We start from the raw sequence: 22416 nt of genomic DNA, 5'->3' as shown, positions 1-22416 counted from the left end.
CAAAATGGATTAGGATGATCCCATGACTCAGACCACTGACCGCCCCCCGGTTCTCTTCCTCAGCCATGGCGCACCGCCGCTGGCCGACGACTCCACGTGGACCCGCGAACTCCACGACTGGTCCGGCACCTTCGGCAAGCCCCGGGACATCCTCATGGTCTCCGCCCACTGGGAAAACGCCCCCGTGACGCTCAGTGCAACCGGGCGGGATCCGGGCCTGGTCTACGACTTCGGCGGCTTCCCGCAGAAGTACTACGAGGTGGCCTATGACGCCCCGCAGGCACCCGAGTTGGCTGCCGAAGTCGAGAAGCTCGTCGCCGGCCACGGCCACCACGTGGAGCGCGATGAAAGCCGCGGGCTGGACCACGGCGCCTACGTTCCGCTGAAGGAGATGTACCCCGACGCCGACGTGCCGGTCGTGCAGATGTCCATGCCGACGCTTGATCCGCAGGGGTTGTTCGACCTCGGAATGTCGCTGGGGCCCTTGCGGGAGCGGGGCACGCTGATTGTCGGATCGGGATTCACGACGCACAACCTGCGCTGGTTCAATCCCGCCGGGGGACCGGACTCCGCCCCTCCCGCGGCCTCCAGTGAATTCGACCACTGGGCGGAGGAGGCCATGGCCCGCGGCGATGTCGACTCCATCCTCGACTTCCTGAACAAGGCGCCCGCCGCCCGGGAAGCGCACCCCCGCAGTGAGCACTGGGCTCCGCTCTATGTTGCCCTCGGGGCTGCGTACGGCTCGGGAGACATCCAGGCCAGGACAGCAATCGACGGGTTCTGGTTCGGGTTGTCCAAACGGTCGTGGACCCTGACGTAGCAGTCGCACAACGTAACACGGGGAATGAACCGGACCAGGGTCCGGTTATGCCCGCCAGCGCCGGATCGCCGGCGAACCAGAACGTGACGTGGCTTGACCACTGATGAGGAGCGCAACATGACGATTGCAGTAACGGGTGCGACAGGACAGCTGGGCAGGCTCGTCCTCGATGAACTGCTCACCAGCCAGGAACCGGATTCGCTGGTGGCCATCGTGCGCGACGCCGCGAAAGCCGCGGAGCTGGTTGCACGTGGCGTCCAGGTGCGCGTCGCTGACTACTCCGATCCCGCGGCTCTCGAGGCTGCGCTCACGGGCGTTGACAGGCTCCTGCTGGTCTCCGGAAGCGAGGTGGGTTCCCGGGTGGCGCAGCACGGCAACGTCATCGACGCGGCCAGGGCCGCCGGCGTCGGGTTCATCGCCTACACATCCGTCCTGGCCGCGGACACCACCGAACTGATCCTGGCGCCCGAGCACAAGGCAACAGAGGAGCTCATCCGCGCGTCGGGACTCGACAACACCATCCTGCGCAACGGCTGGTACACCGAAAACTACGCCCAGACCGTGGCAACGGCCAAGCAGGCGGGCGCCGTCGTGGCCGCTGCCGGTGACGGCCGGGTGGCCAGCGCGACGCGGGCTGACTACGCCGCGGCGGCCGCGGCGGTGCTCAGCTCCACCGGGCACGAGGGCCGCACGTACGAACTCTCCGGCGACTACGCCTGGGACTTCAAGGAACTGGCGACGGCGATCACCCGGATCACGGGCCGGGAAGTTGTCTACCAGCCCGTCTCCGCCCCGGAACTGGTTGAGGTCCTGACCGCGGCCGGCCTCGACGCGGGCACCGCGGGATTCCTCGCCGCCCTGGACGCGGACACCGAGGCGGGCCTGCTGGCCACCGTCACTGGCGAGCTGTCCCGGCTGATCGGTCGGCCGACGACGCCGCTGTTGCAGGCTCTGACGTCGGCGGCCGCGAGCTAATCCGCACTGCCCAAGGAGGCAGCGAGACCGGGAGGCCGGGAGTGGGCATAATGAAGGCGTGGATTCCCGCTGCGCCCGCAGGGCATAGACACCCTGCGGGTGCGCGCCTCGACTGACAGGACCCATGGAAACTCCCGGTGATTTTCAGCAGGCCGGGGCCGGTGAATGGTCGGACGGCCCGCTGGTTCTCGGTGTGCCGTGGGAATTCGACGAGCGCCTGGTACGGGCCGCCGCCGGGCTCGCCGCGATCATGGGAGTGCACCTGATTTGCGCGTTCGTGGACCCGGCGAGCTACCTCACCGAGTGGGAGCCCGCCGGAGTCCTGGATGGCACCTCACTTGATCCTGCCCCGAATGTCGAAGCCGAATACCCGGCCTCACAGCTGCTCAGCTGCCTTGAGGGCATTCTCGGTCCTCCCGGCGGGGCATGGTCCTTCCGGGTGCTGAACGGCGAAGTTGCCCACGCCCTGGACCGGCTGGCGCAGAGCGCGGACGCGGCTGCGCTGATTGTCGGCGGGCAGCGGCCTGGGCGGATTGCCCAGATGGGCCGGCTCCTGGAGGGCTCGGTCAGCGTTTCCCTGACCCGTCTGCAGGGCAGGCCAGTACTGGTCATTCCGCACGCGGGTCAGTGACGCACGCGCCGGCCGTGCGTTCCGTCCACCGACGGCGGCCCAACAGCGGGCCAGCAGCGCGCCAACAAACCTGAGGCCGGCGGGGCGGGTTCATCCGTTCCGGGTGACGGCCCCGGGCCGCCGCGGCCATAGCGTTGGAGTACCGCCGGTGTGCGAGCGCCCGGGATGCGAAAGATTGCTGGAGCACAAGGGGCTGACGCTGACGGCGGAACTGCACGAGCCGTCAACGCCAGCGAATCGAAGTGAGTGATGGTAGACCCGAACAAGCCAGCAGCCGTCACGTCAGAGGCGCGGGCGCTCTTCGTCGGCAGCGCCGCCTTCCTCGTGCTGGGCGGCATCGCTTTTCTGCTGATCGGGCGGGAACCGGTCCCGTTGTCCGGACGGGGTTCAGTCGGTGACATTGCCTCGATCGGCACGGCAGTGCTTGGCGCCGGGGCGGTGGTGGCCGGTTGCCTGCAACGTCGTCCGGCTGTGGCACCGGAGGCCCGCGGGGGAGGCCGGATCCGCACGTCCATCGATATCGCCGCACTCGCGCTGGCGCACGCCTGCATCTTCCTGCTCGGCTGGCTGGCGCTCTTTTCGCTGTTCCAGCAGGCGTTCATCGGTGCGGTCGTCTACCCGTTCGCGGCCGCTGTCCTGGTCGGGACCACGGGAGCCATCAGCGCCTATATCGCCTACCTGTCCGCGCTTAGCATGACCGCCTACCGGCTCGCGGCCCTCCTCGCCGGCTTCCTGGTCACCGGCCTGCTCACGAGCATGCTCACCGCACAGGATCCACTGTGGTGGCAGGAGAACCTCAGTGCCCTCGGCATGAGCTCCGACGTCTCCGGAGTGGCGTTCAACTTCACCCTGATCGTCGCCGGCGTGGTCATCTCCACGCTGGCGGGATATGCGACGGCGACCCTCGCGGCGACCGCGAAGTCCCCGTCCGCGCTGCATCGGGTGAGGCTGCTCGAAGGCGGGATCGCCCTGATCGGCGTCTTCCTCGCCTGCGTGGGATTGTTCCCCGTCGATGAGCGCTTCGGGCTCCACACCCTGGTCGCGTCCGGCATGGTGGTGGTCTTCGCGTCCCTTATTGTCCGCATCCGCACGCTGGTTCCGTCCGTCTCGGCCACCTTCGCTGCGCTTGGGTGGCTATTCCTGGCGGTCATCGTCGTCGCCGCGGTGCTGTGGTTCCCGGTGGGCTACTACAACCTGACCGCGGTGGAGCTGATCGCCGCGTCGCTGATCTTCGCCTGGCTCATCATCCTGATCCGTAACCTCGCAGCCGTCAATGCCGACCAGCTTGAGGCGAACCTGCCTGCCCGGCCGCCGCCATCGCCGGCTGAGCCTGCGAACCGGCCAGTTTCCGCAACAGACAGCGCGGTGCCCGACCAGTAATTGCCGCAGGGGCCTGCCGACGACGGAAGTGCCGACGCCGGGGGTGCCGTCGGGAAGGGCCGCTCCTAGGCTCGCCTAGGAGTGCGTCGGTTCTTCGACCAGCGCGGTGGCGATGCTGTCGGCGTCCTCGAGCGCGGACAGGAAGCGTTCGGCGTCCAGGGCCGCGGCGCAGCCGGTGCCGGCGGCGGTGATGGCCTGGCGGTAGCGGTGGTCCACGGCGTCGCCGCAGGCGAAGACGCCAGTCAGGTTGGTGACCGTCGTAGGGGACTCGACCTGGATGTAGCCGTCGGCATCGAGGTCTATCTGGCCGGCCAAAAGCTCGGTCCGGGGCACGTGCCCGATCGCGACGAAGATGCCCGTGGCGGCCTGCTGCCGGGTGTCGCCGGTGCGGGTGTCGGTCAGGGTCACTCCGGTGACCTTGCCGTTGCCGTGGATCGCGGTGACGGCGGAGTTCCAGGCGAACCTGATCTTGGGGTTGTCCTTGGCCCGCTGGGCCATGATCCGGGAGGCGCGCAGTTCGCCCTTGCGGACCACCACGGTCACCGATTTGCCGAAGCGGGTCAGGAACGTGGCCTCCTCCATCGCCGAGTCGCCGCCGCCGACCACGATGATGTCCTGGTCGCGGAAGAAGAATCCGTCGCAAGTGGCGCACCAGGACAGTCCGTGGCCGCTGAACTTCTTCTCCTCCGGCAGGCCCAGTTCCTTATACGCCGAGCCCGTGGCGAGGATGACGGCGGGCGCTTCATGTCTCGCCCCGGCGGCGGTGACCACACGCTTCAGGTGCCCGGCGAGCCGCACCTCGGTGACGTCGTCGAACACCACCTGCGCGCCAAACTTTTCGGCCTGCTGCTGCAGCCCGTCCATCAGTTCGGGGCCCTGGATGCCGCCCGGGAAACCGGGGAAGTTTTCCACCTCGGTGGTGTTCATCAGAGCGCCCCCGGCAGTGACCGCACCGGCGATGACGAGCGGCTTGAGCCCGGCCCGGGCGGCGTAGATCGCCGCGGTGTACCCCGCGGGACCGGACCCGATGATGATCAGCTTCTCGGTTGTCGTGATTGCGGCGCTCACGGTCGGGCTCCTTCGGTGACGGTTGCCGGCATGTGCTGATCATCCCGCCCGGGGGGGCGCTTATCAACGCCCCCGGGGTTGATCCGGAGTTCAGACACCCGGGAACGCTGCGCGGGAGCTGCCCGGGCAGCTAGGCGGAGGCCAGCGTCTGAGTCAGGATGGTGCCGCCAACCCCGACCAGGACCGCGCCTGAACCCCCGACAACGATCCGGCCGGTCCGGGGCCGGGCGAGGACTCCGGTCACTTTCTTGAGCGCGCTGAGCAGCAGCACGTACCAGGCCAACGCGATCAGCAGGAAGATGCCCGCCATCAATGCGTGCTGGGCGAGGGGCGGCAACGGGGCGACAGTGAACTGCGGGAACAGCGACAAGTAGAAGACGGCGACTTTCGGGTTGAGCAAGTTGCTCACCATTCCTTGCACGAAAGGCGAGCTCCCGCCGCGTTGGCGTTCTGCTGCCGGTGCCGGGGGTTGGCTGGGTTTGGGTGTTCTGGCGAACGCCTCAGCGAAGGCGCGCAGGCCCAGGTAGAGCAGGTAGGCGGCCCCGGCAATTCTGATCCCGGTCCCGACGACTTCCGAGGCCCCCAGCAGCGCCGTGACACCGAGCACCGCCAGCACGGCAAGGATCGTGTTGCCAACCATGATGCCGGCGGCGGCTGTGGTTGCCGCCCGTGTGCCGCGGGGCGCATTCCTGAGGACAAGTGCAAAGTCAGGTCCGGGCACCACCACTACGACCAGGCAGGTCAGCACGAAGGCTGCCAGTTGTTCCAGCATCGGGGATTTCCTCCGGGCGTCAGTCTGTGGCGGTGGGTGGTGAATTTCTGTCCGGGAACGAAACCCGGGCAGCCTTCTACGTTAGGCCAATACGGGCACACTGGAGCGCAGCCCCGCTCGTCGCCGGCGGAAGGGGGCAGCAACCTCACCCGCTGGGCATGATTCGGTCTCGAGGCCGGACAGCTAGCTTTGCATCAGCATCGCATTGCGGTGGGCGCTGATGGGATGTGCCTGCAGGACCATGCTCATGCGTGAACTGCCCGGTCTGCTCCAGAGGAGGCAACATGTCCGGTTGTGTGGTGGACCCGAGCGAGCCAACGAGTGTGGGAGGCGGACCGCGATGAACCCTCCGAAGGACGCCGGGACCCCGCCGGTGGAGTTCAACCAAAGGCTGGCGCTGCTGCTGGCCATGGCGATGTTCGTGCTGGTTGTCGACACGTCGATCATGAACGTCTCGATCTCCGCCGTGGTGGACGACATAGGCGCGACCGTCAGCGGCCTCCAGTCGACAATCGCCCTCGAGGCGCTGGTATCCGCGGCCTTTATCCTGATCGGCGGCAAGATCGGCGACCTGATCGGGCGCAAGCGCGCCTACGTCATTGGGCTTTCCTGCTACGCCGTCGGCGCCGTGGCGATGACGCTCGCCCAGACTCTCCTCCCGGTGATCATCTGCTGGGCCCTGATCGGCGGCCTTGGCGCCTCGCTGCTCCTTCCCGCCATGCAGTCGCTCATCCACGGAAATTTCGAGGGAGATGCCCAGCACCGGGTCTACGCCCTGGTCGGCGCGTCGGCCGCGATCGCCGCCGCCGTCGGGCCTCTGCTCGGGGGCTTCCTCACCACGTTCCTGTCCTGGCGCGTCGCCTTCCTGCTCGAGGCCCTCATCATCGCGGTCGTCCTGTCCGGAATCAAGCTCGTCAAAGACGTGCCGTACACCGGGCCCCGGGAACTGGATATCTTCGGATCACTTCTGTCCATCGTCGGCATGGGCGGCGTCGTGCTCGGAATCCTGGTCTGGCAGGAAGGCGGCGAGGCAGTGGGCGCACTCCTGGCCGTGGGTGCCGTCGGACTGGGCGGCCTGGTCTACTGGCTCCTTCAGCGCAAACGCCGCAACAAGCCGACGCTGCTGGACCCGGACCTGTTCCAAGCAAAAGCCTTCCGCTTTGGTGCCACGGGACAAATGCTCCAGCAGATCGCACTGGGCGGCACCATGATCGTGCTGCCCATCTACCTTCAGATGGTGCTCGGATACAACGCGATGCAGTCAGGTCTGTCCATCGCCCCGCTCTCGCTGACCATGTTCGCTGTCGCCATGATCGTCGGGAAGAGGTCCGGGAGGCGGCGCCCGGCCAGCCTCATACGTTGGGGCTTTCTGTTTCTGATCGCGGGTTTGCTGGTGCTGGTCCCAATCGTGCCGCGAGCTGACTCCGGCTGGTGGCTGCTGATCCCGCTGATCATTTCAGGCTTTGGCCTGGGCCTGCTGGTATCCCAGCTCAACAACTACACCTTGTCCCCGATTTCGGACGAGCGGGTCAGCGAGGCCGCCAGCGTGAACTCGGCCGCGGGATCGTTCGGCTTGTCCTTCGGACTTGCGTTCGCCGGCGGCATCATGCTGGCATCGCTCTCGACCATCTTCATCGGCTTGTCCGATGCCAGCACGGTCCTCCCGCCCGACGACAAGCAGCAGGTCGCGACGGTACTGGAAGACGACGCCCAGGTGATGAGCGACGCGCAACTCCAGGAACAGATCGCCGGCCAGCCGGAGGACATCCAGAACGAAATCATCCGCATCAACACGGAGGCACGGCCCCTGGCCCTCCAGATTGCACTGTTCGTCCCGATCCTTGCCGGCCTTGCCGGGCTGGGTACTTCGTTCCGCATGATTCGGATCCCTGACCCCAAGCCCGCCGGCACCGGCGAGGGGAGCGTCCTGGGCTGAAGTCCACAGCGGCGAGCGTCCAGGTGCACCCCTGACAGCGAAGTTCCCCGGGATCCGTGAGGCGCGTGGTTTCGGGGTAGTCCGATCAGAGCTGGAGAAGGCTGTAGCCCACGAGGAAGATCCCAATCGTCAGCGTCGCGATCGCTGCGATCCTGCGGCCATTGCGCTGCAGCCAGTTGAACAGGGCGGTCAAAGGCACTTGGGCCCGTTCGGGGGAGCGCAGCCACACAGCGACCGGAATGATGACGGCTGACTGGACCACGGCGGCGTAGGCGAGGACAAGCAGGCTGCTTGGCAGCGGCGGCAGTTCCTGGACACCGATCACGGCACCGGCGGTGACGGCCAGCAGGAGTGCCTTCGGGCGAAGGTTAAAGCCCAGGCCCAGGACGACGAATTCCCAGGGCCGGGCCGAGCGGAACCGCGACTTCATCTTGCCAAGCATGGCGTTGTCCCGGCCGCCCTTGCTCACGAGGAGGTACACGGCGTACGCAACCAGAAGCGCACCGATCACAATGGCAAACTGTGCCACCCATTCGTCCTTACGCAGGCGCGGCGGCTTGACGGGCAGGAATTGCAGGCCGACCGCCGCCAGGCCCACGACCACGATCGAACCCGCGAGGCTGCCGATCAGGAAGGGAAGGGCGCCGCGGCGCGGACTTGGCGAGAGCAGAATCATGATCGTCACGCTGACAGGCACTGTGCTGAGAGCCCCGGCCAGGGCGAAGAGAGCCAGGCTGCTGAGAGTGCTCAGCATGCTCCCCTCACCTTCCCCCGGCAGCACCCCGACGGCATGTCATGCCTTCGGCCCGCTTCCGGTGTCCGGGCGGCCCGTCTTCAGTCGTCCGCGGCGTGCCCGGATCGCCTTGTCTTCTTCCTTGATGAGCAGTTCGAGGTCCTTATTGTCGCCCGTTAACGGCCGCCACCATGAAAGTGTCGGGTCGGAATCGAGCAGGATGGTTCGGAACAAGAGCGTCAGGGGGACGGCGAGGACGGCGCCGACAGGACCCAGGACCACTGCCCAGAAGAGGACGGAGAAGAAGGTCAACGTCTCACTCAGCGACACCGCGTTGCCCACATATTTCGGCTGGATGATCGACTGGATGATGCTGTTGATTCCGCCATAGATGATGATGACTGCCACGACGGTCGGCCAGCCCCCGGTGAGGTAGCCGAAGAACAACGGCGGGATGATGGCGATGAAATACCCGATGTTGGGGATGAAGCTGCAGATGAAAGACAGCAGCCCCCAGAGCAGGGCGCCGGGGATCTGCAGGATGACCAGAACCAGCCAGTTGAACAACCCCTGCGCGATTCCGAGGACCGTGGTGGCGACCATGTAGCGGCGCACACCGGTTCCGAAGCCGTTGAGCGCTGAAACCAGTGCCGGCCGGTGATAGTTCAGATGAATCAAGAGCGCCGGCACGCGCGAGCCGTCAATCGCCATAAGAATGAGCATCGTCAGGATGATCACGAGGCTGGTCACCAGGCTTGCGACGTTTCCCAGGAGGCCGCCGAGGAACCCGACGATGCGGCCCGGCGTAAACCCGTTCAGGACTGCCTGGGTTTGCTCCGGGCCAAATCCTACAGATTCCAGCATCGCGGAGATCCTTGCGCCGAACTCGGCCATTTGGGGGGCGTATTGCGGCAGCAGCGCGGAGAACTGGGCGAGTGAGGCAATCAGGACTGCGGCGAAGGCGGTCAGCAATCCGAAGACAGCCGCGATGGTGGTCCCGGTGGCGATGCCCCGGGAAATTCCCCGTGCCTGCATCCAGCGGCGCAGCGGGTGGACACAAAGCGTCAGCACGAAGGCAAAAAAGACGGGGGTGACTATTCCCTGGATCGCGCCGAGGCCGAACGCTGCAATCGTCGCGCTGGCCAGGGCGAGCAGGATTATTACGGTGCGGGGGAGGGCCGAACGTGGATTGGATTCCGATGGTTCCGGCTCCATGAGCCCTCCTTGGTTCAGCCTAGCCATATCTTAGAAGCCTCACGGCCTCATGAATAGCGAGTTGGCCAGGCCTGCTCCTCGCGCCTCAACCCGGAGTCAGACGACGATCTTGCTCTTGATCTGGGCAAACTCCTCTGCACTGATGGTTCCCGCGTCCATGAGTGCTTTGGCTTTGGCGATCTCCTCGGTGGGGCTGGCCGTGGCGACACTGCGGATGTAGGCATCGGTTTCCTGCTGGGATTTGCGGGCCCGCGCCATTGACCGCTCCGCCATGCCCTTGCCCCGGGCAATCATGTATGCCAGCACGGTCAGGAACGGTATGAAGACCAGAAGGACGATCCAGACGGCTTTCCACCAGCCACTGAGTTCGTCGTCGCGGAAGAGGTCGCCGATCACCATGAACACTGCATACAGGAAGGCGATAATCGCATAGAAGATGAACAACCACCAGAGAATATCCCAAAAGTTCTCGAAGAAATTCATTTTGGCTTCCCTACTTTCGCTTGGTGCGGCGTCGCCTACGAACGCAGCCTTGGATGGGAATGGGTTTCACCGCGGATATCCCGGAAGATTCGGGCTAGCACTTGGCGTCATTCGAGAGATCGCTGATGGCGGCCTGCACGTTCGCGGCTTCGTCCTTGAGCGAGTTGGCCGCCTGCGTCAGGGTGGCGTCGTCGGGAACGGAGTTCACAGCGGAGGTGAACTTCTGTTGGGCAGCTTTAACGGCATCAACCCGATCTTTGGCCGCGTCGCTGGCAGCGTTGACCAGATCGTCGTAGCTCTTCCGAACCTGATCCCGGGCCGCCTGGATCTGGCCGATCGTGGCCCCTGGCTTGAGGGAGTCCTTGAAATTCGTCAGGGCTGTTGAAAAGCCAGTGGCCGCAGCGCAAACCGGTGAAACGCTCGGCGTCGGGCTCGCGCTGGGGCTGCTGCTGGGTCCCGAGGTGGCGCAGCCGGCGAGCAGCGCAACCGCCGCCCCGAGCGCAGACATTCGCGCGAGGACTGGTCTTGGTGTCGACATTGGACTCACCTCTCCATGGGCTTTCGCCTGGCAGCCCAATCACTGGCAGGTACCACCAGTGTTGGGTGAGGGGCCCGCTTGCGCGTCACCCGCCGCGGGTGATCCTTTCACGCCGCTCCCCATGCCAGGCACGCCGCTGACCAGCGGGGACGCGACGCCGGAACTATCGAACACGGGTGGGACCCCATTACCTCCCACCCCGCGGCCCGAATCACCCCGGGGTGATGATGTGCCCGCTCCGTCGCCGTGATGGACTGCAGTCCACAACTGAGGGAGGATGCCATGTGTCGTTGGCTAGCGTATTCGGGTTCGCCGGTGCAACTGGAGGAGCTGTTGTACAAACCGACCAACTCGCTCGTGATGCAGAGCAAGCACGCTCGAATGGGCGTTGAAACCACCAACGGGGACGGCTTCGGCGTGGGCTGGTACGGATCCGCGCCGTATCCCGGGTTGTTCCACAGCACGGAGCCCGCGTGGAATGACCGCAACCTCCGCGAGTTGTCGGCCCAGGCGTCGGCCGGCCGGGTCTTCGCGCACATTCGGGCCTCGACCGGATCGGCGGTCCAACAGACCAACTGCCATCCATTCCGCCACGGCAGCTGGCTGTGGATGCACAACGGACTCATCCGGGAGTTCCCGACGGTGAAGCGCGACTTGGCCATGGCCGTTGAGCCATCGCTCTTTCCGCTGATCGAGGGAGCCACGGACTCAGAGCTCTTCTTCTTCCTCGCCCTGACCTTCGGGCTGGAGCAGGACCCGAGGGCGGCCGTAGCTGCCGCGGTTGGACTGATTGAAGACGTCGGCCGGCGCCACGGGATCGAGCAGCCAATCCAGATGACAGTGGCCACGACCGACGGCGACACCACCTGGGCGTTCCGCTACTCGAGTGAACGGCAGTCCCGGTCGCTGTTCCACAGCACCGACGTCGCGACCCTTCGCGTCCAGTACCCGGAGAACCCGTTGCTTCATGACCTGGCGGACAACGCGCGCCTGGTCGTCTCCGAACCGCTGGGGGATCTCCGCGGGGCGTGGCGGGAAGTACCCGAAGCCACCTGCGTGGTGGTGCACGGCGCCGGCGAGGACCTGTTCCCGTTCACGCCGACCGCCCCCTAGTGCCGGCGGCTGCGGCCCCCTCAGGGTCTGCGGCGGGTGCCGCTGCCGCGCAGCACCGGCTGGCGCGGCGCTAACTGGTGGTCCGGTCCCGCCGGTCCTTCACGCGCCGGTTCCTCCGGCGTCGGGCGCCCGGGGGATGGGAGTCGTGGGATACGTGTCATCGGGAGGGCCGCCCGCCGTGACCGGCTCACCGGCTGGCTCGCCGCCGGACTCACCGCCGGGCTCGACGCCCGGCTCGACTCCGGGCTCGGCGCCCGGCACGCCGGCTACGGCCGGCCGGCACAGCAGTTCGACCACGAGAATGACCAGCACGGCCAGGACGGCCGTCCAGATGGCGACGGCCGCCGTCGGGTCCTGCCAAAAGATCAGCACCAGCACAGCGATGCCGACGACGGTGGCTTCGATGATCCGCCGGTAGCGGGCCAACCAGAGCTGCCATGGCTTGGCCTGGCCACCGCCGATCTTGCCGGTGATGTAGTCGCCCGTCGTCGCCAGGCCGTGCCGGACATACTCCGCGGGACGCGAGTGGCCGCCCAGAAAAGCTGCCAGGGCGATCAGAAGTCCTACGACGAAGACAAGGCGCAGGCTGGTGCGCAGCGGTACCAAGAGTGCCTCGACCAGGCTTTCGGCCGCCGCAGGGGAGACAGCACTCGTCGGAATCGAGTTCAGGACGTAGCTTCGCCCGATCACAAGGGACAGCGCCAGCACCGCCATCGACACCGCCACGGCCAACCCCACGCCGCTCGTCGTGCTCCGTCTCCGGCCCCGGGGGGCAACGGCAATGGCGCCCACGGCGCTGAGCACCGTCAACCACGCCAGTATTGGGCCGAGCCGGTCCAGGGTCCGGATGGTTTCCGTGGCACGGACCAGTTCAGGCGACTGGAACAGGGCGATCTGCGCGTCAACTTCCGGGATCCTCGAGGCGATATCCACCCCTTGCTGGACAAGGAGAGTCTTGACCCGGGCGATGATCTCTTTCGTGGAAATCGACACCGTGCCGTTCTCATCAATACTGACCGTGCCTCCCGTACTTCCCGTGGCAAGGTTGACCAGCCCCTGGTGCGCGACCCGGTTCACCTGGATCCAAAGGTCCTGGAACTGCGGTGTCGCCACGAATCTGGCAACGGCGGTATGGATGAGCGTTTTAGTCTGCTCCGCAAGCATCGGGGCCAGCCCGGTGAGCACTGCCGCCACGCGGGGCGCCGTTTTAGCGAGCTCGTTCAGGGCATCGCGCGTGATGGTTTGGAAATCCACTGCGTCGGTGATCTGTTGGGTGACTTTGTCGGCGATTTCGGCCTGGATCGCAGGGTCCGAGGCCAACGGTGCGACGGTGGCGACGTAGCGATCGGTGTCGATGACTTCGCTGCGCAGGTAAAGGGCCGGAACTGTCGCGAAGGCCAACAGGCCAGTGATAACCACCAGCACGATTGCCACAATGCGCCGGGCCAGCCCCGTATGCCGCACGGCCGGCCTGGGCGGGGCCTTGCGGGCAGTGTCCCGTTCCTGCTGGAGACGGGCGACTTCGGCCCGTAACCGCAGAATTTCTTCCTGTTCCGGGCTAGCGGGGCCAGCGGGCTGATCGTTCAGCGACATGAGGGGATCCGCCTTAGCTTGTGTTCCGCGGCTGGGCATTTCACGGCTATTTTCATTGTTCACTCGGCGTGCCGGTCCAGCCCCACCCACACAGGGTGATCTGTCACGCCGGGGAAGGGCCCGCCACGGCCGTCCCTACGGGCTGGACGCCGCGCGTCGGACGTGCAGAGTGGCGCACCGAATCCCGGCACTGCCCGCGAAATTTCAGCCAGCCGGCCCGCTGTCATCCGTTTTGGGTGATGACGGCGGCGGATTCAGGATTCGCCGCCCAGACGCCGCCCGGCCGCGAAGAACGCAACTTTTGCGATCAATAGGAGTGCACCTAAATCGGCAATCATTTGGACGGACACGACACCCCTCGCCAGCTGGCTTACCGGCGTGATATCCCCGAACCCGACGGTGGCAAACGTGGAAGTGGTGAAGTAAAGGGCATCGGTTCGGCTCAGGGGCTCGCTAAACGCCGCCGCAGATGTGATCGACATTGATGTGTAAAGGAGCGCGAAGAGACACAAAAACATCAACAGGGTTTCGGCGACAGCCGCGGCCGCCCGAACCCTCGGAATATGCGCCACGAGTATCAGCCGCAATTGAATTGCCAAGACTGCGAAAAAGACCAGCACGACACCCGCCAGACGGATCCAGGCGGCCGCGGGATCGGCGTCATTGAATCCCCCGACGGGAATAAAGAAATACAGGGCGAGGACCACAACCGAAAATGCGATGAGACGTGCAATCGCGAAAATAATGACCCGCCTGCGGTCGGCCTTGTCGAGGTCATGAAGGAAAATCGGGTCTGTCGGGCTGCCGTGCTTCATAGGCATGACTGATGATACAGCCGGGCACCCAATTTGTGCCGTGCCGCAATCGGGTCGTCCAAATCGCCGTATTGTCGCGCTATGGAGCGGCGCACAAGGGGTCTTTGCGCCCTGTTGGTGCCCTTTTGCCCCCACCTAGCATGTGGAATGTGAGAGATAGGCTAGAAGCCGAATGGGTACCGGGCCCACAGTTCAAGATCCGCCCGCCTGTGCGCGGTCTCGGAGCGCTGGAGCGTCCACGTCTGGAAAGCGCCCTGTCCGCGGCCGCAGATTCGCACCGCCTGACCCTCGTTGCGGCCCCGGCCGGCTACGGCAAGTCCACGTTCCTGGGTGATTGGGTCCGCAAGTGCGCTCTGCCGTGCGCATGGCTGTCCCTTGACCGGTTCGACACGCAGCCCGCGCGGCTGTTTCACGGTGTCGTTGGGGCGATCCAGTCCGCGGCGAGCAAACTGCCGTTGCCCGGAACCGACGCCCTCCTGGCTCTTGACCCGAGCCTTGCCCATGACCGGGCGGCTTCCTACGACCTTCTCCTCGGAGCACTCGAGCACCTCACCGAACCGATTGTCCTGGTGATCGATGACGTCCATTTGGCCGGACCTGGGCTGGCGAACGGAATCGTCGGGGTGCTCGCAGCATCGGCACCCCCCTCACTGCGGCTGGTCCTCTCGGGACGCGGCCATACGTCCATCCAGCTCGAAAGATTCCGGTACGGCGAGGGACTGGGTGAACTTCGCGCCGCCGAACTGGCCTTCACGCGGGAGGAAGTTGCCCAGTTCGCCAGTGCGCTGGGACAGGATCAAACGTTCGACGCCGGGTCGCTCTGGAAGATGACTGCCGGCTGGCCTGTGGCAGTCCACGCCAGCCTGGTCACGTTGGCGCAGGCGCGCAACGTGCCGCTTGCAACGCCAGGCTCCGCGCCGACGCACGTCCCGCTCGCCGACTACGTCGCAGAAGAGATCCTCGACCAGATCGAACCGTCGCTGGCCGAATTCATTCTCAGGGCCACTACCAGTGACTGGCTCGGCCGCCGGCTCGCCGTCGAACTCGAAGGCCGTCCCCGCGGCGGCGTGCTGCTTGAGGAATGCCTCCGTAACGGGCTCTTCATCGAGGAGCACGAATACCGTGCGGGCGAATCGATGTTCCGGTGGCATTCCCTCTTCGCGGCGCAGTGCCGGCGCATCCTGCAGCGGCGCGACCCTCTGCTCGCCGAGCGTCTGCACCGCGTGGCGGCGAGGTACTACCAGGACGTCGACGTCGTCGAAGGCGTCGCCCAGGCGCTGCAAGGAAGCGCACCCCGGCAAGCCGTGATTTCCCTCGGCGCCCATTGGCTCGAATTCCTGCTCGGAAACGACGTGCAGACCCTTGAACGGCTGTGCCTGGATCTCCCCGCACCGTGGGGCGAGGATCCGGAGATCCTGATGATCCGTTCGGTCTGCCGTGCCCTTTCCGGCGACGGCACCGCCGCAGCCGAGCTCACCGACCGGGCGCTGTCGCGGACCTTCGCGCTGGACGCAATTCGACGCCGGAGACTGGAGAGTTACCGGGCGCTCTACGAGCCGCTGCCTGCCGACGGCCGCCTGGACCCGCACACCGAGACGGACGACGGCCAGTCGACGACGGACATTTCAGGAGACGGCCGCTCCAGCTCCTTCTCGACAGGACTCTTCCTGCTGGCCCAGGCAGAGTTCCGGCTGCACCGCACCGGCGAACTTGCGACGGCGCTGCTCCAGGCAACGGCGGCCACCGGCAACCCGGAACAGCTGGAAGCCGTGGAAATCTGCGCCCAGGCCGAGCTCGCATTGGCTCACGCCATCGCCGGTAACCTCGTGAGCGCCGACGAACTTGGCACGGCGGCGTTGGAACGGGGAGAGGCCCTGGGTTGGAATTCGCGGCAACGGATGGCTCCGGCCTGGCTGGCCCGGGGCATCGCGTGCTACTGGAATGATGATCTGAAGGCTGCGCGGACCTGCCTTACCAAAGCACAGCGATTGGGCAGCGAGCTGTTACCGACGGGTCCGCTCAGCGCCATCTATCGGGTCCTGGTTGATTGCGCCGCCGGCGACCTGCCCCGCCTGGCCGACTCCGGTGCGGCGCTGGAATCCTTTCACGGGCGGGGACGGTACGCCGTGTCATGGAATGCCCTGGAGACCATCGCGGTGGCGAAAATTGCCGAAGCCAGGGGCGACCGGGACGGAGCTTTGCGGACCGTCCAACCACTGGGTGCCGGGGGGCACGGCGCATTGGCGGATACGCTGCTGGCGGAGTTGCTGCGCCGCGAAGGTGACACCGCCGCTTCGCAACGCTGTGCCGAGTCACTGGCCGAACGCCGCGGCAGCTCATATATTGACACCTGCCTGAGCCTGACCGAGGCGATCATGGCCCATGGAGCCGGCGATGCCGCGGCGGCACACGAGCGGATTGAACATGCTGTCCTCCGTGCCGGGCCTGAAACCGTCCTGCGTCCTTTCGCCGAACGGAGAGAGGAATTGGCGGATCTGCTCGTGGAGCACGCTGTGTGGGGCACAGCGCACGAGTCGTTCATCGCAGCGCTGATGGCACGCGAGGCACAGGGTGAGACCCGCCTTCGGGCGCAGTCCTACTGGAACCTGACCGAGCGCGAACGCGAAGTCCTTTCCTACATGCGCTCCATCATGACCGCTGCTGAAATTGCCGAGGCGTTGTACATTTCCGTGAACACGGTCAAGACCCACGAACGGTCCATTTACCGCAAACTCGGGGCGGTAAGCAGGCGCGACGCGCTCAAGACGGCCGCCAAGCGTGGCATCCTCTGAACCCCGCGGCAGCCTTGATGGTCTTCGCGGTGAGGCACCGGTCCCGGATGGGGTCAGAGGCCCCTAGCCGCCTCAAACCGGCAGTGAAAGTCTGGAACCATGAAAAAAGTTGATCCCTTTGTGATCGTGATCGGATTTGACGGCTCGAAGCAATCACATGAGGCCCTGGCGTGGGGTGTTGAAGAGGCCCGGTACCGCAATGCGGAGCTCCGGGTCCTGACCGTCTGGAACAAGGCGCCAATGGCGTGGTATCCGGCGATGCTGGAAACGGCGGCAGGCGAAATCGTGGCGGAGGACTCACCGGAGCAGCAGGCTGAAGCGCTGGGCGCCGAGGCGGCGAAATCCGCAGTGGGTGTCAATGTCGTGACGCGGTCCATCAAAAACGACTCAGCGGCCTCGGCAATACTTGAGGCCGCACGGGAAGCCGACCTGGTGATCGTCGGCTCCCGCGGCCACGGCGGTTTCGCCGGGCTGCACATCGGGTCGGTCTCCGCCCAGGTGGCCAGCCACTCTCCGTGCCCTGTCCTGGTGATCCGGCCGAAGGCTTCCTGAGCGTCCGGGCCGCTGGCACGGACATCCGGCGGCAGTGCCGCGTGCCTGCTCGGTGGTGAGCACCCGATGCCAGCGAGCCGGGAGGGCTACCGTCGGCGTATGACCGTCCTGGACTGGCTGATGGATTCAGATCCTTCACTTCGGTGGCAGGTGTTGCAGGATCTCAGCAACGCCGCGCCCGAGGCCGTTACCGCAGAGCGCGCGCGGTAGCGACCGAAGGCTGGGGTGCCCGCCTGTTGGCATTGCGGGACGAGGACGGCTGTGTGGGTTACGTGCTGCTAGGGCAGAACCTTGTAAAGGTCGATCACCGTCTCTTCGGGCGGAGCGGCGAAGCCGCCCTCAATACCCGCCTGCATCCGGGGCAGGAGGATCGTGTCCCGGAATTTTTCCCAGCTTTCTTTCGATTCGTGGACTGCCATGACCGTCCAGCCACCCTCGGATGCCCCGCCGGCGTGGAAGATCTGACCCTCGGGCAGGAGCCCCGCGCCCGGATGGACGGCTGCAAGCGACGCCTCTTATTGTTCCTTGGTGCCTCCCGGGAAGAAGTGCACGATTCCGTAGGGCGTGGTGGCCATAACAACTCCTAGGCTGGTGGATTGGACGGGACAAGGCCAGTCCTAGACGCCGCCACCGGGTGTGTCAAGGGCTCGCGGAAGCAGGCGGGGGTCCGGGGACCCGCGTGCCCCGCAGGCTCAACATGATGAGCCTTGATCCCAACGCCGCGGCGGCCTTTCCGCTGGTTGGCAGGGCCGGCGGTTGGCAGGTCCGCGGTCAGCCGTCCGACAGGGTCCGGACGTCCTCGGCCAGGGCAGCCCGGTAGCCAAGGCTTCGTGAGACTGCCCTCGCGGTGGCCATCACCGCCGGAGCCAGGACGTTGGGCGGGGTGGTCCCGTCCGGTACCACGATCGACAGTGCGGCCACCACCGTGCCCTGGGCATCAAAGACGGGCGCCGCCACGGAAACAGTCAGGGACGGCGCGGACCGGCGGATCATGGCAATCCCCGTCCGGTGGACGTCGGACAGGGTGCGCCGCAGCTGGCCCTCCGGCATGGGAGCCACGCCCGGTTCAGTTTCCGCGGGTTCCCTGAGGATCTTTTCCTGGAATGCCGCGTCCGAGCCGGCCATCAGGACCAGGCCGACGGCCGTGGAGCGCAGGGGGAGCCGGCCGCCCACCCGGTAGGCGACTTCCGTGGCCTGCTTGGAGGAAAGCCGTTCGATCAGGACGGCCTGGTCTTTATCCCGCACGGCCAACAACACGTGATGGCGCGTCACCTCGAAGAGATCCTCAAGGTAGGGCAACGCGATTTCGCGGATCCCGTGGCCCCTCGGGGAGAGGGACGCTATTTCCCACAGCCGGACGCCCACAACGTAGCGTCCGTCGTCGAGCCGTTCCAGAGCGCCCCAGGCGACCAGCCGGGCAATGAGGCGCAACGCCGTCGGGGCGGGCATTTGCGCAAAACGGGCCATCTCTGACAGGGTCAGCGCCCGGCGGCGGTCCGTGAAGACGGCGAGCAGGCTCAGGGCCCGGTCTATCACCGGTTCGCCCTGTTTGGGCCGCTTGCCGCGCGCGGGAGCGGGGGTTCCGGGCCCGGCGCTGTCCGGATCCCTTTCCTGGGCTGCTGTCATTTCAAACCGTTCCTAGTTCGTCGCCAGTGACCCCCACCACAGTAGTGTTTCGCCCAATGAAACTCCTAGCCGGTACTCCATGGCTGCGGCACTGTTGGGGTGGGGCGTCGACTGCGCCGGCGCTGGTTCAAACGGACGCAGTCACCCTCGTCCCGGCAAGGCTGCCGAGGAACTTGGCACTCTCCTTCGGGGTCCGTTCCTGCGTGGCCCGGTCCACCGCGATGAGTCCAAACTTCGGACCGTAGCCAAAGATCCACTCGAAGTTGTCGAAGGCTGTCCAGGCGATGTAGCCGCGGACATCGATGCCGTCGGCCAGGCAGGACGCCACGCCGGCGACCGCCGTGCGGAGGTAGGCCAGTCGCTGAGAGTCGTCGTCGGTCGCCAGGCCGTTCTCCGTGACGATGACAGGGATGCCGGCGACGCTGGCTGCCTCCCGAATGGTCGCTTCGAGGGCCTCGGGGTAAATTTCCTCGCCCATCTGGTTCGTCGCGGCTCCCTCGGGGGCCAGCATCACCCCGTCCGGACCGAAGACCGTCCGGCCGTACGTCTGGATCCCCACGAAGTCGTCGTCGCGGGACGCCACGAGGAAGCGTTCGTTGACCTCTCGACGGATCCTGTCCGCCCGGTCCTGGCCGCCTTCGGCTGCCTGGATGTCGGTGTTGGCCAGGGTCCACCCGACCGGGAGCTCCGGCCGGATCGCCTTGATGGCAGCCCGGCCCTGCCGGTGTGCAGCAAGCTTGATGTCGAAGCCAGCCTCGGAGACCGTGAACTGGAAGGGTGCCACGCGGCTTGCGTCGATCCCGAGCCGGTCTGCCGCGGCCGCCCATAGCGGCACCTCTGCCCTGCGTTCGGGGGCCTCGCCGCCCAGGCCAAGTTCCTTGAGGAGCCACGGGAGGTTGGGCTCGTTGAGGGTGCAGGCGACGCCGATGAGATCGCCGAGGTGCCTCATGGCCCGGTCGCAGTAGCGGGCGAACCGTTCGGGGGTCTGCGGGTCCTCCCAGCCGCCGGCCGCCAGGAGCCACCTGGGTGACGTGAAGTGATGGAAGGTGACTACCGGGATGAGCTCGTGCTCATGGCAGGCCTCCAGCACGCGGCGGTAATGGTTGAGTTCCGCCACCGAGAAGTAGCCTTCCTCGGGCTCGATGCGGGCCCACTCCAAGGAGAAGCGGTAACTCGTGAACCCCAGGCCGGCGATCAGGGCAATGTCCTCGCGGTACCGGTGGTAGTGGTCGACGGCGTCCCCGGACGGTTCGGCGAAGATCGTTCCGGGGAGCCTCTCCAGGAACCAGCAGTCACTGTTGACATTGTTTCCCTCGACCTGGTGGGCTGCCGTGGCGAGGCCCCACAGGAAATCGTGCGGGAAGGCAAAAGAGTCGGTCATCTGGTTCCTTTCGATCTGAGCGCCAAGCGACTGTGCATGGGCTGACTGTCCATCCTCCGCGGTCAATGCCAGGGGAGGGCGGCCGTTTTCATTGGTTGAAAGACTCATCGCTGGTCCCGCGGACATTGCGCGTCCATTCGAGACCCGTCCGGAGTGACCCTCACCACAATACTTTTCCAATCAATGACATTCTCGTGTTTCCGTTTGAGGCGTCGCCGTGATCCTTGAGTGAGCCGGTCGCCGAGACCCATCTGACGAGAGGGGCACCGGCGCAACGGCCCGGAAGCTGGTCACGGACGATCGGTATACAGGCCGCCAGGCTCCCCACGGATGTTGACCCCCGTTTGCTGAGAAAGAATGCGAAGGCGCACTACATGAAACTTCTGAACTCCACCGCACGACGGAGCGCGGCCGTTCTGGCCGGGGCGCTTCTCATGAGTTCGCTCACCGCCTGTGGCGGCGGGACCCAGGCGGCAACCGCCGTCAACAAAGACACATTGACCATCGCCGTCGACAGCGACAGCGCTTCCTTCGGCTTCGATCCGCTGCGTGTCGCCGACGCGCAGCGGCAGTTTTTTGAAGGCCTCTACGAAAACCTCATGACCCTGCAACCGGACGGTTCCGTTGGACCGGGCTTGGCCAAGGAGTTCAGCTACAGCGCGGACAACACGGTCCTTACGCTGACCCTCAAGGAAGGCGTCATCTTCACGGACGGCGCTACCCTGGATGCGGCTCTGGTGAAGGCAAACCTGGACCGCCGCAGCGACCCCGCACTCAGTGCCTACTCCGCAATCGCCAAGGGCGGAGCCCAGGAAATCACTTCGGTGAGTGTTGTCAGTCCCACGCAGGTGGCCATCAAGTTCGCTAAGCCGCAGCCAGGGTTCGAAAAGAACCTCGCCTCCACCATGGGCATGGTTGTCGGCAAGAGCGGTGTTGCCGATACGGCCAGCCTCGGCAAAACCCCGGACGGCTCCGGTCCCTACACGCTCGACCCCTCCACGGTTAAGGGCAACAAGTACGTCATGGTGAAGAACGACAAGAACGCCGACGCCGCAGACTACGCCTACAAGAAGATCACCTTCAGCGTCATCCAAGATCCTCAGGCGCGCGCCAACGCTCTCGTCTCCGGCCAGGCCGACGTCGCCATGCTCACTTCCCCCACAGTGGACTTCGCAAAGTCCAAGGGCCTCGGCGTGTCCCAGATCGGTGGAACGCTGCACACCATGGTTTCCTTCGACAAGACCGGAAAGACCGCTCCCGCCTTTGCCAGCGAGAAAGTCCGTCAGGCGTTCCAGTTCGCCATCAACCGCCAGTCACTGGTGGACGCACTGCACAAGGGTGACATCGCGGCCTGGAATGCACTTCCCAAGGATTCCGCGGGCTTCACCCATGAGCTGAACACCAAGTTCGCCTACGACCCGGCGAAGGCCAAGAGCCTGCTGGCCGAGGCCGGCTACGGCAACGGCTTCGAGTTCACCATTGTTGGCAGCGCTGAAACCCAGACGGACCTGCAGGCCGTCCAGAAGGATCTGGCCGCCGTCGGAATCAAGATGAACATTAAGATGGCGTCCTCCACCGATGAAGCCTTCGCGGCAGTCGCGACCACGCCCCTCGGCTACGCCGCACTCGGCTGGGACAACCCGGTGGGGCTGATGTACGGGGTGGTCCTGAACGGTTTCACCAATGTGCAGAAGGCCTCCGATGAGCAGCTGACTGCGGCTACGGGCGAAGCCGCGGCCGCGAAGGACGACGCCGCCAAGAAGACCGCCCTCACCAAGCTCAACACCCGCCTGGTGGAATCCGGCTGGATGATCCCGCTCTATGAGTCACTCACCAACCAGGGTTACAACACCAAGAAGGTTCAGCAGGTGAAGTTCGCAGGTTCGAACGCCTACCCGCTTCTCTCGTCCTACGCACCGGCTAGCTGATCACCGAACCTGCCGGACGGCCACCCCGACTCTGGAACGGGCAGCCGTCCGGCAGGTCCTGACCG

The 22416-nt window shown here is 65.8% G+C and carries 20 protein-coding genes; 9 read left to right on the top strand and 11 right to left on the bottom strand.

Translation table 11 applies throughout. From position 1 onward, the window contains the following. The first annotated feature begins 22 nt into the window (after positions 1-22). The 4 genes from AC1DZV_RS02215 to AC1DZV_RS02200 all read left to right on the top strand — a co-directional run bounded on the left by AC1DZV_RS02215 (position 23) and on the right by AC1DZV_RS02200 (position 3806). Positions 23-820: a dioxygenase family protein gene (locus AC1DZV_RS02215; protein WP_028276744.1), complete on the top strand. Its 798-nt coding sequence runs from the start codon at positions 23-25 to the stop codon at positions 818-820. A gap of 117 nt (positions 821-937) precedes the next feature. Next, the gene (locus AC1DZV_RS02210; protein WP_476949729.1) at positions 938-1795 is read left to right on the top strand and encodes an SDR family oxidoreductase; all 858 of its coding nucleotides are present in this window, start codon (positions 938-940) and stop codon (positions 1793-1795) included. Between the two features lie 124 nt (positions 1796-1919). Next, positions 1920-2426 (top strand): universal stress protein, encoded by a 507-nt coding sequence (locus AC1DZV_RS02205; protein WP_476949728.1) that lies wholly within the window; start codon positions 1920-1922, stop codon positions 2424-2426. A 249-nt stretch (positions 2427-2675) separates the two neighbouring features. Further along, a complete protein-coding gene (locus AC1DZV_RS02200; RefSeq protein WP_476952811.1) occupies positions 2676-3806 on the top strand; it encodes a hypothetical protein in 1131 nt (376 codons plus the stop codon). Positions 3807-3881: 75 nt separating this feature from the next. Here the strand turns inward: AC1DZV_RS02200 and trxB are convergent, their stop codons facing one another. Then, a complete protein-coding gene (trxB, locus tag AC1DZV_RS02195) occupies positions 3882-4874 on the bottom strand; it encodes a thioredoxin-disulfide reductase (RefSeq protein WP_476949726.1) in 993 nt (330 codons plus the stop codon). A 130-nt stretch (positions 4875-5004) separates the two neighbouring features. Further along, positions 5005-5646, bottom strand: coding sequence for a LysE family translocator (locus AC1DZV_RS02190; RefSeq protein WP_043436044.1), 642 nt, complete (start codon positions 5644-5646; stop codon positions 5005-5007). 340 nt (positions 5647-5986) lie between these two features. Here AC1DZV_RS02190 and AC1DZV_RS02185 point away from each other — a divergent pair, with 340 nt between their 5' ends. Continuing rightward, entirely contained in the window at positions 5987-7582 is a 1596-nt protein-coding gene (locus AC1DZV_RS02185; protein ID WP_476949725.1) for an MFS transporter, read from the top strand. An 85-nt stretch (positions 7583-7667) separates the two neighbouring features. Here the strand turns inward: AC1DZV_RS02185 and AC1DZV_RS02180 are convergent, their stop codons facing one another. From AC1DZV_RS02180 to AC1DZV_RS02165, 4 genes are all read right to left on the bottom strand, one after another. Further along, the gene (locus tag AC1DZV_RS02180) at positions 7668-8336 is read right to left on the bottom strand and encodes a GAP family protein (RefSeq protein ID WP_243177835.1); all 669 of its coding nucleotides are present in this window, start codon (positions 8334-8336) and stop codon (positions 7668-7670) included. A gap of 39 nt (positions 8337-8375) precedes the next feature. Continuing rightward, a complete protein-coding gene (locus tag AC1DZV_RS02175; RefSeq protein ID WP_476949724.1) occupies positions 8376-9530 on the bottom strand; it encodes an AI-2E family transporter in 1155 nt (384 codons plus the stop codon). 96 nt (positions 9531-9626) lie between these two features. Further along, positions 9627-10013: an SHOCT domain-containing protein gene (locus AC1DZV_RS02170; RefSeq protein ID WP_230010772.1), complete on the bottom strand. Its 387-nt coding sequence runs from the start codon at positions 10011-10013 to the stop codon at positions 9627-9629. A gap of 94 nt (positions 10014-10107) precedes the next feature. After that, positions 10108-10521, bottom strand: a complete 414-nt coding sequence (locus tag AC1DZV_RS02165) for a hypothetical protein (protein ID WP_476949723.1) — start codon at positions 10519-10521, stop codon at positions 10108-10110. Between the two features lie 312 nt (positions 10522-10833). Here AC1DZV_RS02165 and AC1DZV_RS02160 point away from each other — a divergent pair, with 312 nt between their 5' ends. Further along, positions 10834-11664, top strand: a complete 831-nt coding sequence (locus tag AC1DZV_RS02160) for a class II glutamine amidotransferase (protein WP_028276753.1) — start codon at positions 10834-10836, stop codon at positions 11662-11664. Positions 11665-11763: 99 nt separating this feature from the next. Here AC1DZV_RS02160 and AC1DZV_RS02155 read toward each other — a convergent pair whose 3' ends face one another. Together AC1DZV_RS02155 and AC1DZV_RS02150 are read right to left on the bottom strand one after the other, a co-directional pair. After that, positions 11764-13257, bottom strand: a complete 1494-nt coding sequence (locus AC1DZV_RS02155) for a transposase (RefSeq protein WP_476949722.1) — start codon at positions 13255-13257, stop codon at positions 11764-11766. Positions 13258-13511: 254 nt separating this feature from the next. Then, positions 13512-14072, bottom strand: a complete 561-nt coding sequence (locus tag AC1DZV_RS02150) for a potassium channel family protein (RefSeq protein ID WP_243177831.1) — start codon at positions 14070-14072, stop codon at positions 13512-13514. Between the two features lie 149 nt (positions 14073-14221). Here AC1DZV_RS02150 and AC1DZV_RS02145 point away from each other — a divergent pair, with 149 nt between their 5' ends. Together AC1DZV_RS02145 and AC1DZV_RS02140 are read left to right on the top strand one after the other, a co-directional pair. Next, a complete protein-coding gene (locus tag AC1DZV_RS02145; RefSeq protein WP_476952810.1) occupies positions 14222-16864 on the top strand; it encodes a helix-turn-helix transcriptional regulator in 2643 nt (880 codons plus the stop codon). A gap of 99 nt (positions 16865-16963) precedes the next feature. Further along, positions 16964-17416 carry a universal stress protein gene (locus AC1DZV_RS02140; RefSeq protein ID WP_028276757.1) on the top strand — a complete coding sequence of 151 codons (453 nt, stop codon included), beginning with the start codon at positions 16964-16966 and terminating at the stop codon, positions 17414-17416. A gap of 278 nt (positions 17417-17694) precedes the next feature. Here the strand turns inward: AC1DZV_RS02140 and AC1DZV_RS02135 are convergent, their stop codons facing one another. The 3 genes from AC1DZV_RS02135 to AC1DZV_RS02125 all read right to left on the bottom strand — a co-directional run bounded on the left by AC1DZV_RS02135 (position 17695) and on the right by AC1DZV_RS02125 (position 20423). Further along, a complete protein-coding gene (locus AC1DZV_RS02135; protein ID WP_476949720.1) occupies positions 17695-17835 on the bottom strand; it encodes a hypothetical protein in 141 nt (46 codons plus the stop codon). Positions 17836-18187: 352 nt separating this feature from the next. Further along, the gene (locus AC1DZV_RS02130) at positions 18188-19042 is read right to left on the bottom strand and encodes an IclR family transcriptional regulator (RefSeq protein WP_476949719.1); all 855 of its coding nucleotides are present in this window, start codon (positions 19040-19042) and stop codon (positions 18188-18190) included. A 127-nt stretch (positions 19043-19169) separates the two neighbouring features. Next, positions 19170-20423, bottom strand: a complete 1254-nt coding sequence (locus AC1DZV_RS02125; protein ID WP_476952809.1) for a glycoside hydrolase family 1 protein — start codon at positions 20421-20423, stop codon at positions 19170-19172. 374 nt (positions 20424-20797) lie between these two features. Between AC1DZV_RS02125 and AC1DZV_RS02120 the strand changes: the two genes are divergently transcribed. Next, positions 20798-22351, top strand: coding sequence for an ABC transporter substrate-binding protein (locus tag AC1DZV_RS02120; RefSeq protein ID WP_476949717.1), 1554 nt, complete (start codon positions 20798-20800; stop codon positions 22349-22351). Positions 22352-22416 lie beyond the last annotated feature (65 nt).

Source organism: Arthrobacter sp. P1_D12 (assembly GCF_056406175.1).
The sequence above is the reverse complement of the archived record's forward strand: the minus strand, read 5'-3'. Positions and strand labels throughout refer to the sequence as shown.